We start from the raw sequence: 12,470 nt of genomic DNA, 5'->3' as shown, positions 1-12,470 counted from the left end.
GCGCCGCCGCGCCGAGGCGCCCATGAACCGGCGACGTCCCTCGACCGCTTTGCTGACCGCGGCGCGCCAGGGCTGCGCGGAGCGGGAACCCACAGCCCCGCCGCACATCCCGGTCCTGCTCGACGCGGTGACGGACGCCCTGCGGACCGAGGGCGGCCTCGCGGTCGACGGCACCTTCGGAGCCGGCGGCTATACCCGCGCGCTGCTGGAGCGCGATCCGGCCCTGCAGATCCTCGCCATCGACCGCGACCCGACCGCGATCGCGGCCGGCCAGGCGATGGCGGCCGCGTTCCCCGGACGTCTCCGGCTGATGAACGGGCGCTTCGGCGATCTCGACGCCCTCCTGGTCGAGGGGGGCGAGGCGCGGGCGGATCACGTCGTGCTCGACATCGGCGTCTCGTCGATGCAGCTCGACCTGCCCGAGCGCGGTTTCTCGTTCCGCCACGACGGCCCCCTCGACATGCGCATGGGTGGCGATGGCCCGAGCGCCGCGGACCTCGTCAATGAGGCCGAGGAGGTGGTTCTGGCCGACATCATATATCATTACGGCGAGGAGCGGCGCTCGCGGGCCGTGGCGCGGGCGATCCACGAGGCCCGCCGCCGCGGCCGGATCGAGACGACCGCGCAGCTCGCTGAGTTGGTCGCTGGCGTCGTCCGGGTCGAGCCCGGGAGCCACATCCATCCGGCGACGCGGACCTTCCAGGGCCTCAGGATCGCCGTGAACGACGAACTCGGCGAGCTGGTGCGCGCACTGCACGCGGCGGAGCGGGTGCTCAGGCCCGGCGGGCGGCTCGCCGTCGTGACGTTCCATTCCCTGGAGGATCGGATCGTCAAGCAGTTCTTCGCCGCCCGTAGCGGTCGCGCCGGACAGGGCTCGCGGCACCTGCCGGGCACGCCCGTGGAGACGGTGCGCAGTTTCGATCTCGTGACCAAGGGCCCGGTCCTGCCGGGCGAGGCCGAGACCGCGCGCAACCCGCGCGCCCGCTCGGCCAAGCTCCGTGCCGCCGCGCGCACGGAATCCGAGGTGCCGGAGCCGCTCGCGGCCCTGACCGCCCTGGCGAGCCTTCCCGAAGCCGCCCGCGGGGGCCACCGTCGATGATCCGCCTCCTGAACCTCCTGGCGGTGGCCGGGCTCGTCGCCTCGGCGATCTACGCCTACTCGATCAAGTACGACACGCTCTACCAGGGCGCCCAGGTCTCGAAGCTGCAGAGCGCGCTGCATTCCGAGCGCCAGGCGATCGCGGTGCTGCGCGCCGAGTGGCAGCTCCTGACCCGGCCGGACCGGCTTCAGGCGGCCGTCGACAAGCATCTCGACCTCGTGCCGATCGGCACGAGCCACCTGGCGCGCCTCGCGGACCTGCCCGCCCGGCAGGAGCGGGGCGACGAGATCGGCCGGCTGCTCGCAGCGACGGCGACGCCCAAGGACAAGGGTGCCGTCGAGCCGCGCACCACCGGTGCGATCACCCGCACCGTCACCACGACCCGCACCCCGACGACGGCTTCGAGGTAGTCTCCCGTGTCCGATGACGCCGACCTGATTCCCGACGAGGCCGCCGTGTCGACGCACGAGGCCGCCTTGCTCGAGGCCGCCGCCCTCGCGCTCGCCGCCACCGCCCCGCGCGCGCTCCCCGAGGAGGCGCTCGCCCCGGAGCCGCGCGCCGACCGCACGAAGGCCTTCGTGCGCAGCATGTTCCGGCTGGCCATCGAGCGGTCGCACATGCGCGTAGCCCTGGTCGGGCTGGTCTTCGTCGCCGTGTTCGGGACGATCTCGGCCAAGCTCCTGATGATGGCGATCTTCGGGGATCCGCCGAGCCAGGAGCACCGGGTCGCGGCGGCGTCGTCCACGGCCTTCCGGCCCGACATCGTCGACCGCAACGGCGAGATCCTGGCCACCGACATCCGCACGGTCTCGGTCTTCGCCGAGCCCGGCAACATCTACGATAAGGACGAGGCGGTGGAACTCCTCACCGCCGTGCTGCCGGAGCTCAACGCCTCCGAGCTGCGCGCGAAGCTGTCCTCGCGGAAAGGCCGCAGCGGCGCGGGCTTCGTCTGGGTGAAGCGCGAGTTGACGCCGAAGCAGCAGGCCGAAGTCCACCGGCTCGGGATTCCCGGCATCGGCTTCCTGCCCGACCACAAGCGCGTCTACCCGAACGGCGTCGCCGCCGCCCATATCCTGGGCGCGACCAACCTCGACGGCATCGGCATCGCCGGCATGGAGAAGTACATCGACTCCACCGGCCTCCAGGCGCTCAACAGCTTCGGTCTGGTGAGCAAGCAGGCCGACCTGAAGCCGGTGCAGCTCTCCCTCGACCTGCGCGCCCAGTTCGCGGTGCGCGACGAGCTCGCCTGGGGCATCGACCACTTCAAGGCCAAGGCCGGCGCCTCGATGATCCTCGACGTGAAGACCGGCGAGGTCATTGCCCTGGTCTCGATGCCGGATTTCGACCCGAACGACCCGAAGGACGCGCTCTCCCCCGACCGGATCAACCGGATGAATGTCGGCGTCTACGAGATGGGCTCGACCTTCAAGGCGATGACCCTCGCCATGGCGCTGGATTCCGGCAAGTACAACGTCAACTCGACCTTCGACACCCGCGGCGGCGTGCTGAACTGGGGCCGCCAGAAGATCCACGAGTATCACGGCACCAACCGGCTGATCACGATGCCGGAGGTGTTCACCCACTCGTCGAACATCGGCTCGGCCAAAATGGCTCTGGGCGTGGGCGTGCCCGGCCACAAGGCGTTCCTGAAGAAGATGGGCCTGCTCGACCGGCTGCGCACTGAGTTGCCCGAGAGCGCGGCCCCGATCGTCCCGTCGCGCTGGAGCGAGATCAACACGATCACCATCGCCTTCGGCCACGGCATCGCGGTGGCGCCGATCCAGGCCGCGGCCGCGGTGGCGGCGATCGCCAACGGCGGCGACCTGATCACCCCGACCTTCCTGAAGGCGAACCCCGACGACAAGGCGCGGTCCACGCACGTCCTGTCGAGCCAGACCTCCGAGGCCATGCGCTACATCATGCGGCTGAACGCCTCCGAGGGCTCGGCCAAGAAGGCCGCGATCCCGTACTACTTCGTCGGCGGCAAGACCGGCACGGCCGAGAAGGTGATCGGCGGCCGCTACATCCACAACCGCCTCTTCACCACCTTCATGGCGGCGGCGCCGATGAACGACCCGAAATACCTGTTCGTCACGATCATGGACGAGCCGCAGGGTCTGCCCGAATCCGGCGGCTACGCCACCGCGGCCTGGAACGCGGGCGTCGTCACCGGCAAGGTGATCGAGCGCGTGGCGCCGATCCTCGGCCTGCCGCCGCAATTCGAGCCTCCGGTGAGACCGTTCCCGCAGATGGTCAAGCTCAACGCCTACCACGTCAACCAGCTCGGCGGCCCGTGATGGTGGTGTCGTGAGCGCCCGGCTCGCCGAGCTCTTCCCGGAAGCCTCCGGCGCCGCAAGCGACCTGGCCGTGTCGGGACTGACCGCCGACAGCCGGCAGGTCGCCTCCGGCACGGTGTTCGTCGCCGTGCCGGGCACCAGGGCCGATGGGCGCCGCTTCGCCGCGCAGGCGGCCAATCGCGGCGCGATGGCGGTGGTCGGGGAGGGCGGACGCCCCGCGGATCTACCTGATTCAGTCGCCTGGGTCGCCGTATCGGATGCGCGACGGGCGCTGGCGCTCGCCGCCGCTCGGCTCGCCGGGGTGCAGCCGGAGACCGTGGTGGCGGTCACCGGCACCGCGGGGAAGAGTTCGGTCGCCGATTTCGTGCGCCAGATCCTGGCGCGGCTCGGGCGCGACGCGGCGAGCCTGGGCACCGTCGGGATCGTCACCAACCGCGGCGCGCACTACGGCTCGCTGACCACCCCGGACCCGGTGACCCTGCACGAGACCCTGGCGCGCCTGGCCCGCGAGGGCGTCACCGACCTCGCCATGGAGGCCTCCTCGCACGGGATCGAGCAGCGCCGCCTGGACGGCGTGCGGCTCGCCGCGGCGGGGTTCACCAATCTCGGCCGCGACCACCTCGACTATCACGCGAGCATCGAGGAATATCTCGCTGCGAAGATGCGGCTTTTCACCGAACTTCTACCCCCGGGCCGTCCGGTGGTGGTCAACGCCGACGGGGCCTATGCCGACCGGGTGATCGCCGCCGCGCAGCGCGTCGGGCGGCCCGTCCGCACGGTCGGCCGCAACGGTCGGGACCTGCGGGTCGAATCGGTCCGGACGGAGGGATTCGCCCAGACGGTCCGCATCGCCTTCGACGGCCGTGACCACACCCTCCGGCTACCGCTCGTCGGCGAGTTCCAGGTCGAGAACGCCCTGGTGGCGGCCGGCCTCGCGCTGGCCACCCCGGCCGGCGCGGCCGATCCCGCCGGCGTCTTCGCGGCCCTGGACCATCTCACCGGCGTGCCCGGCCGCATGGAACGGATCGGGGAGGCGCGGGGCGGCCTGTGTCTCGTCGATTACGCCCACAAGCCCGAGGCCCTGGAGAGCGTTCTGACGGCCCTGCGTCCCTTTGCGTCCGGCCGCCTGGTGGTGGTGTTCGGCTGCGGCGGCGACCGCGACCGCGGCAAGCGCCCGCTCATGGGTGCCATCGCCCATCGGCTGGCCGACACGGTCATCGTCACCGACGACAACCCGCGCACCGAGGAGCCCGCCTCAATCCGCGGGGCGATCCTGGCGGCGGCCCCGGGCGCCGAGGAGATCGGCGACCGGGCCGAGGCGATCCGGAATGCCGTTCGCCGGCTCGGACCCGGAGACGTGCTGGTCGTCGCCGGCAAGGGTCATGAAACCGGCCAGATCGTGGGGGATCGCACCCTGCCGTTCTCGGATCACGCGGTCCTGCGCGCCGCCATCGCCGACGCGGCCGCTTGACGGCGACGGGGGGATCATGACCGCACTCTGGACCTGCGAGGAGCTGGAAGCCGCCACCGGCGGGCGCCTGATGGGCGCGGTCCGGCCGATCGGCGGTGCGTCGATCGATACCCGGACGCTCCAGCCCGGCGACCTGTTCTTCGCCATCCGGGGCGAGGCGCGCGACGGCCACGACTTCGTCGCCGGAGCAATCGGGCGCGGCGCCGGCGCCGCGGTGGTGCGCGCGGACCGCGCCGCGGATCTCGCGACGCACGGCCCCCTGCTGGCGGTGCCGGAGGCGGGCGACGATCCGGTCCTGACGGCGATGGCCCGCCTCGGGGCCGCGGCCCGCGCCCGGACGAGCGCGCACGTGGTCGCGGTGACCGGCTCCGTCGGCAAGACCGGCACCAAGGAGGCCCTGCGCCACGTCCTGGCCGATCAGGGCGAGACCCACGCCTCGGCGGCCTCCTACAACAACCACTGGGGCGTGCCGCTGACGCTCGCCCGGATGCCGGCCCCCACGCGCTACGGCGTGTTCGAGATCGGGATGAACCACGCGGCCGAGATCGTACCGCTCGCCGCCCAGGTCCGGCCCGACATCGCGCTGATCACCACGGTCGAGCCCGTGCATATCGAGCATTTCGCCTCGCTCGCCGCCATCGCGGACGCCAAGGGCGAGATCTTCTCCGGGCTCCGGCCGGGCGGCGTGGCGATCATCAACCGCGATGCCCAGCATTTCGAGCGGCTCGTGGCACACGCGCTTGCCTCCCGGGCCGGTCGGGTGATCAGCTTCGGCGAGCACCCGCAGGCCGACGTCCGGGCCCAGCGGATCGTGCTCCGCCCCGACCTGTCGGTGGTGGACGCGGTGGTGATGGGCCAACCGGTCACCTACAGGCTCGGCACCGCGGGCCGGCACACGGCGCTGAATTCGCTGGGCGTCATGGCGGTGATCCACGCGCTGGGCGCCGATCTGGCCCGGGCCGCCCTCGCCCTCGGGGCGCTGACGCCGCCGGTCGGGCGCGGCGAGCGCACCGCGCTGGCGATCGGCGGCGGCACCGCCTACCTGGTCGACGAGAGCTACAACGCCAACCCCGCCTCGGTGCGGGCGGCGCTGGCGACGCTCGCCGGCATCGAGACCGGCCCGCGCGGGCGCCGCATCGCGGTGCTCGGCGACATGCTGGAACTCGGGCCCGCCGCCCCCGACCTCCATCGCGGCCTGGCGGAGGCGATCGAGGCGGCACGCATCGACCTCGTCTTCGCGGCCGGTCCGCTGATGCGCCACCTGTTCGAGGCCCTGCCGGTGAGCCGGCGCGGCGGCGTGGCCGACGCCGCCATCGATCTGATCGAGCCCCTCGCCGGGGTCCTGCGCCCCGGCGACGCCGTCATGGTCAAGGGATCGAACGGCAGCCGCATGGGCCGGATTGTCGAGGCGCTGAAAGCCCGCTACGCGGTCGATCCGACGCGGCGCGCCGATGTCGAGATCCGCACGGCCGCCGCCCCATGATCGGCACTCCCGAGCGTCCGGGACGTTCGGTGCCGCCTCCCGAAACCCGCGACTGAACAGAGGGGCCGAGCGCCCGGATGCTGTACCTCCTCTCGGAACTGAGCGGCACCTTCACGCCGTTCAACGTGTTCCGCTACATCACCTTCCGCACCGGCGGCGCGCTGTTCACGGCGGGGCTGTTCGTGTTCTGGTTCGGGCCCTGGATCATCTCGCTCCTGCGCCTGCGCCAGGGCAAGGGCCAGCCGATCCGCGAGGACGGGCCGCAGACCCACCTGCTGACCAAGCGCGGCACGCCGACCATGGGCGGCCTGATGATCCTGGCGGGCGCGGTGGTGGCGATCCTGCTCTGGGCAAACCCCCGCAACCACTACGTCTGGGTGACGCTCACCGTCACCCTCGGGTTCGGGGCGATCGGCTTCTACGACGATTACCTCAAGGTCACGAAGCAGTCACACAAGGGTTTCTCGGGCAAGTTCCGGCTGGCGCTCGAGGCGCTGATCGCCATCGCGGCCTGCACGATCATCTCGATCTACTCGCCCGCGGCCCTCCAGAACCAGTTGGCCTTCCCGGTGTTCAAGGACGCGCTGTTGAACCTCGGCTGGTTCTACGCCCTGTTCGGGGCCTTCGTGATCGTCGGCGCGGGCAATTCCGTGAACATGACCGACGGACTCGACGGGCTCGCGATCGTGCCGGTGATGATCGCCTGCGGCACCTTCGGGTTCATCGCCTACCTCGTCGGCAACTCCTTCACGGCGAGCTACCTGCAGGTGAACTACGTCCGCGACTCCGGCGAACTGGCCGTGGTCTGCGGCGCGGTGATCGGGGCCGGCCTCGGCTTCCTCTGGTTCAACGCGCCCCCGGCCCAGATCTTCATGGGCGACACCGGCTCCCTGGCGCTCGGCGGCCTGCTCGGCACCATCGCGGTGGCGACCAAGCACGAGATCGTCCTGGCGATCGTCGGCGGCCTGTTCGTCCTGGAGATGATGTCGGTGATCATCCAGGTCGCCTCATTCAAGCTCACGGGCAAACGGGTCTTCCGCATGGCGCCGATCCACCACCATTTCGAGCAGAAGGGCTGGAAGGAACCGCAGGTCGTGATCCGCTTCTGGATTATCGCGGTGATCCTGGCGCTCGCCGGGTTGGCAACACTGAAGCTGCGCTGAGATTGTGTGCTATTCGACCGGCGGAGATCGTTGATCCCACTCAGGTCCTCATCCTGAGGTGCAGCCGCGAAGCGGGTGCCTCGGGATGAGGGATGGGATCGGCCAGATGCCGTCATCGCGTTCCGAGCCTCACCATGATTCCCATCACCGTTTTCGAAGGCAAGACCATCGCCCTGTTCGGGCTGGGCGGCTCGGGGCTGGCCACGGCCCATGCGCTGAGGGCCGGCGGCGCCGAAGTGATCGCCTGGGACGACAACGCCGACAGCCTCGCCCGCGCCCGGGACGCGGGGATCGAGACCCGGGACCTGCGCGAGGCCGACTGGTCCGGCCTCGCGGCCCTCGTGCTCAGCCCCGGCGTGCCGCTGACCCATCCCGAGCCGCACTGGACCGTCCGGCTCGCCCGCGACGCGGGGGTGGAGATCGTCGGCGACATCGAGCTGTTCTGCCGCGAGCGCCGGGTGACCGCGCCGGGGGCCCCGTTCGTGGCGATCACCGGGACCAACGGCAAATCGACCACCACGGCCCTCGTCGCCCATGTCCTCGCCCAGGCCGGCCGCGACGTCCAGGTGGGCGGCAATATCGGCACCGCGATCCTGTCGCTGGCGCCGCCCGATGCGGGACGCGTCCACGTGATCGAGATGTCGTCGTTCCAGATCGACCTGACGCCGGGCCTCGATCCGAGCGTCGGCGTGCTGATGAACATCACCCCGGACCATCTCGACCGCCACGGCACCATGGAGCAGTACGCGGCCATCAAGGAGCGCCTAATCCGCGGCGCGGATCTGGCGGTGGTCGGCATCGACGATGCCCCCAGCCGGGCCATCGCCGACCGGCGCGGCACCGACCTCGTGCGCGTGCACGTGCCCCATGGCGACGTGCTCTGTGCCGACGCCCTGACCGTGCGCGACGGCATCGTCCGCGAGCCGGACGGCACGGCGCTCGCCGACGTGAACGGGATCGGATCGCTCCGGGGCGCGCACAATTGGCAGAACGCCGCGGTGGCGGTCGCCGTGGCGCGGGCGCTGGGCCTGCCGCTCGACGCGATCCAGGCCGGGCTGAGCTCGTTCCCCGGCCTGCCGCACCGGATGGAGGAGGTCGGACGGCGCGGGCCCGTCCTGTTCGTCAACGATTCCAAGGCGACCAACGCGGATTCCACCGAGAAGGCGCTGACCGCCTTCCGGGACATCCACTGGATCCTCGGCGGCAAGCCGAAGGACGGCGGTATCTTCCCCCTGGTCCCGTATTTCGAGCGGGTCGCCCACGCCTACCTGATCGGCGCGGCCTCCGATGCCTTCGCGGCGACCCTGGAGGGGGCCGTGCCCTATACCCGCTGCGAGACGCTGGACGTGGCGGTCCCGAAGGCCGCCGAGAACGCCGCCGCCTCGGGCGCCCCCGAGCCGGTGGTGCTGCTCTCGCCGGCCTGTGCCTCCTACGATCAGTTCCCGAACTTCGAGATCCGCGGCGACAAGTTCCGCGAGCTGGTGCGGGCTCTGCCCTGAGGGCAGCCCGCCCCAGGCCGGCTCAGAAACCCAGCGCCCCACCGTCCGAACGCGGATCGTGGGTGGCCTCGATCCGCCCGTTCCGCGCGTGGCGGACCAGCATGCCGGCATGGCCCAGGGAGTCGATGTAGGAGCCGCCAAGCTCCTCGATCTCGTGGCCCAGGCGCCCGAGGGCCGCGATGCAGGCCGGGTCGAATCGGTCCTCCACCTTCACGCTGAGCGAGGGCGCTCCCCAGGTCCGGCCGTAAAGCAGGCGCGGGGCGTCGACGGCGTCGGCCACCGACATCCCGTAATCGGCGTAGCGGCTGAAGATCTGCGCCTGGAATTGCGGCTGGCCGTCGCCGCCCATGCTGCCGTAGCTCATCACCCGGCCGTCATCGAAACAGGCCAGCGCCGGGATCAGGGTGTGGAACGGCCGCCGACCGGGCTCCAGCGGGTTCACCGCCTCCGGGTCAAGGGAGAAAGACATGCCCCGGTTCTGCCAGCAGATGCCGGTGGCCGGCAGCACCGTGCCGGAGCCGTATTCCCAGTAGACCGACTGGATGTAGGAGACGGCGAGCCCGTCCTTGTCGATCGCCCCCATCCACACCGTGTCGCCGTGGCCCGGATCGGGGAGGGGCACCCGGGCGGCGCGGCCCATGTCGATCTGCGCCGCCTCGCGGGCCAGGCGCTCGGGCGTCAGGAAGGCGGCGGGGTCGTGCCGCAGGCGGCCGAAATCCGTCACCACCCGGTCGCGGATCGCGAAGGCCCGCTTCGTCGCCTCGATCAGCCCGTGGTACTGGGCCGTGCTCTCCGCCTCGGCGATGGTCAGGCGGTCGAAGATCCCGAGGATCAGGAGCGCGGCCAGCCCCTGGGTCGGGGGCGGGAAGTTGTAGAGCGTCGCGTCGCGGCGCCGGATCGAGAGGGGCGCCCGCTCGACGGCCGCGTAGGCTTCGAGGTCCGCCCGGGTCACCGGCGCGCCGAGGCGTTCCAGGTCGGCGCCGATCTCCCGGGCCACGTCACCGCGGTAGAAATCGTTGAGCCCCGCATGGGCGAGCTGCTCCAGGGTCGCGGCGAGGCGCGGCAACGCCCGGGTCTCGCCCGCCGGATAGGGCTTCCCGTCCTTCAGGAAGGTCGGGGCAAAATTCGGGGCGTCGTGGAGCGTGTCGAGTTCCTGGGGCACATAGCGCGCCTCGGAGGGCGAGACCGGGACGCCGTTGCGCGCCTGCCCGATCGCGTCGGCGAGCAGCGTCTCCAGGGGCAGCCGGCCGCCGAGCGCCCGGGCTAGGTCCAGGGCGAGGCGCCAGCCGCCGACCGCCCCGGCGACCGTCACCATCGCGTCGGGGCCGCGGGCGGGGATCGCGTCGTAGTCCTTCTCGCGGTAGCGCTGGATCGTGGCGAGGCGCCCGGCCGGGCCGCAGGCCTCGATGCCGCGCACCCGGCCGCCGCGCTCCCGCACCAGCCAGAACCCGTCGCCGCCGATCCCGTTCATGTGCGGGTAGACCACCGCGATCGAGGCCGCCATCGCCACCATCGCCTCGATGGCGTTGCCGCCCTGGGCGAGAACGGTCTGGCCGGCCTGCGCGGCGAGGCCGTGGGGGGCGGCGACGGCCGCGGAGGTGAAGACGGGGGTCTCGGGCATCGGCGGTCCTGTGGTGTCCCAGGCCAAGGGTTAGGCGAGCGCGCGGGTCCTGCAAAGACCGTCGTGGTGGCCCGCGCCCCGGTCCGGGCGGTCGCCGCAGGCGCAACGCCGCCCCACGCGGCCCGCCGGCGAAATCGGGAACGGTCCCGCGCGTCGCCTCTTTCAGCAGCATGCTGATCTTCGAGTGGGTCGTCGGCGTCCTGTTCGGCGCCGTCCTGTTGGCTGGCCTCGCGCGCCGGCTCGGTGCGCCCTATCCGGCCTTCCTGGCCCTGGGGGGCGTCGGCCTCGCCTTCGTCCCGGGGGTGCCGAATCTGCGCCTCGATCCCGAACTCGCCCTCGCCCTGTTCCTGGCGCCGGTGCTGCTCGATGCCGGGTTCGACGCCTCTATCCGGGACCTGAAGGAGAATTGGCGCGCCGTGTTCGGGCTGGCGGTCGGCGCCGTCGCGGTCACGACCGTCGCGGTCGCGGTGGTGGCGAAGCTGATCGTGCCGGATATGCCGCTCGCCGCCTGCCTCGTGCTCGGCGCCGTGGTCGCCCCGCCCGACGCGGTGGCGGCCTTGGCGGTGCTCAAGCACGCGCCGATGCCGCACCGCCTCGCCACGATCCTGCGCGGCGAGAGCCTGCTCAACGACGCCGCCTCGCTGCTGATCTACCGCCTCGCCGTCACGGCCGCGATGGCCGGCACCTTCCACCCGGCCGAGGTGGCGCCGGCGTTTCTCCTGGGCGTGGTGGCAAGCCTCGCCGTCGGGCCCGTCCTCGGCATGATCTTCGTCGCCCTCACGCGGCGCATCACCGACCCGGCGAGCGCGATCGTGATGCAGTTCGTCGCCGCCTTCGGGATCTGGCTCGCGGCGGAGCGGCTGGACCTCTCCGGCGTGCTCACCATCGTCACCTTCGCGGTGACGGTCGCCCGTCGCGCGCCCGGCGTGACCGCGCCGCGGGCCCGGGTGATCTCCTACGCGGTGTGGGACACGGCGGTGTTCGTGCTCAACGTCCTGGCCTTCGTGCTGATCGGCATCCAGATCGATCCGATCAGGGACCGGCTGACCGGCGCGGATGCCTGGCAGGCCCTGATCCTCGCCGGTGCGACCTTCGCCACCGTAGTGGTGACCCGCCTTGCCTGGGTCCTGCCGACCACCGGGATGCGCGGCCTCGGTCTCAGGCAGGCGGGCGCGCCGGCGCGTCTCGGCCCCGGCCTCGCCCTGTCCTGGGCGGGCATGCGCGGGATCGTCACGGTGGTGGCCGCCCTGGCGCTGCCCGCCGCCTTCCCGCACCGGGACCTCGTGGTGTTCACCACCTTCTTCACCGTGCTGGGCACCCTGATCGTCCAGGGCCTGACGCTGCGCCCACTCCTGGCGTACCTGAAGCTGGAGGACGACGACCCCGTGGGACGCGAGACGGGGCGCGCTCGGGCCGCAGCCTATAAGGCCGCCCTCGACTCACTCGCCGGAGCCGAGGACGAGCCGGCCACCGACGCCCTGCGCGCCGAATTCCGCGCGGCCCTGGCGGAGGCCGAGGAGCACGAGGAGGGCCGTGCTCCGGAGAGCCTGCCGGCGGATGCCGCGCGGCGCCACGCCGTCGAGGCGGCCCGCGACGCGGTGCTGGCCCTGCGCCGCCGCGGCCGCATCGGCGACGACGCCTATTACCTGCTGGAGGGGGAGTTCGACTGGGCCGAGCTCAGCGCGACGCCGAAGGCGGAGACGTGAGCGCGGCGGACGGATCACAGTGTTTGGACATCTTCATTAAAGAACGGGCGTGAACGGCCCCGCTGCTCTCCCCCCTCTGCGGGCTACCGGATCCACACGTCGGGTTTTGTATCGCTCCGGCTGGACTTTAG

The 12,470-nt window shown here is 71.8% G+C and carries 9 protein-coding genes; 8 read left to right on the top strand and 1 reads right to left on the bottom strand.

The window, feature by feature from the left end:
- Positions 1-22 precede the first annotated feature (22 nt).
- From rsmH to murD, 7 genes are all read left to right on the top strand, one after another.
- A complete protein-coding gene (gene rsmH, locus AC3IF3_RS01660) occupies positions 23-1,099 on the top strand; it encodes a 16S rRNA (cytosine(1402)-N(4))-methyltransferase RsmH (RefSeq protein ID WP_243968020.1) in 1,077 nt (358 codons plus the stop codon).
- A complete protein-coding gene (gene ftsL / locus AC3IF3_RS01655; RefSeq protein ID WP_243968019.1) occupies positions 1,096-1,509 on the top strand; it encodes a cell division protein FtsL in 414 nt (137 codons plus the stop codon). Before rsmH ends, ftsL begins: the two co-directional genes overlap by 4 nt.
- Before the next feature lie 66 nt (positions 1,510-1,575).
- The gene (locus tag AC3IF3_RS01650) at positions 1,576-3,396 is read left to right on the top strand and encodes a peptidoglycan D,D-transpeptidase FtsI family protein (protein ID WP_279598332.1); all 1,821 of its coding nucleotides are present in this window, start codon (positions 1,576-1,578) and stop codon (positions 3,394-3,396) included.
- A 10-nt stretch (positions 3,397-3,406) separates the two neighbouring features.
- Positions 3,407-4,867 (top strand): UDP-N-acetylmuramoyl-L-alanyl-D-glutamate--2,6-diaminopimelate ligase, encoded by a 1,461-nt coding sequence (locus AC3IF3_RS01645; RefSeq protein WP_489226943.1) that lies wholly within the window; start codon positions 3,407-3,409, stop codon positions 4,865-4,867.
- Positions 4,868-4,883: 16 nt separating this feature from the next.
- A complete protein-coding gene (locus AC3IF3_RS01640; protein ID WP_489226941.1) occupies positions 4,884-6,350 on the top strand; it encodes a UDP-N-acetylmuramoylalanyl-D-glutamyl-2,6-diaminopimelate--D-alanyl-D-alanine ligase in 1,467 nt (488 codons plus the stop codon).
- A 77-nt stretch (positions 6,351-6,427) separates the two neighbouring features.
- Entirely contained in the window at positions 6,428-7,513 is a 1,086-nt protein-coding gene (gene mraY, locus AC3IF3_RS01635; protein ID WP_243968016.1) for a phospho-N-acetylmuramoyl-pentapeptide-transferase, read from the top strand.
- A gap of 134 nt (positions 7,514-7,647) precedes the next feature.
- Positions 7,648-9,012: a UDP-N-acetylmuramoyl-L-alanine--D-glutamate ligase gene (gene murD, locus AC3IF3_RS01630; RefSeq protein WP_489226939.1), complete on the top strand. Its 1,365-nt coding sequence runs from the start codon at positions 7,648-7,650 to the stop codon at positions 9,010-9,012.
- Positions 9,013-9,034: 22 nt separating this feature from the next.
- On the opposite strand, the gene AC3IF3_RS01625 is transcribed toward murD, so the two are convergent.
- A complete protein-coding gene (locus AC3IF3_RS01625; RefSeq protein ID WP_489226937.1) occupies positions 9,035-10,633 on the bottom strand; it encodes a gamma-glutamyltransferase family protein in 1,599 nt (532 codons plus the stop codon).
- A gap of 170 nt (positions 10,634-10,803) precedes the next feature.
- On the opposite strand from AC3IF3_RS01625, the gene AC3IF3_RS01620 reads away from it, so the two are divergent.
- Positions 10,804-12,339: a cation:proton antiporter gene (locus AC3IF3_RS01620; protein WP_489226935.1), complete on the top strand. Its 1,536-nt coding sequence runs from the start codon at positions 10,804-10,806 to the stop codon at positions 12,337-12,339.
- The last annotated feature ends 131 nt before the right edge of the window (positions 12,340-12,470 follow it).

This window comes from Methylobacterium sp. J-118 (assembly GCF_057836565.1).
Note: the sequence above shows the minus strand (reverse complement) of the source record. Positions and strands in the feature narration are given on the sequence as shown.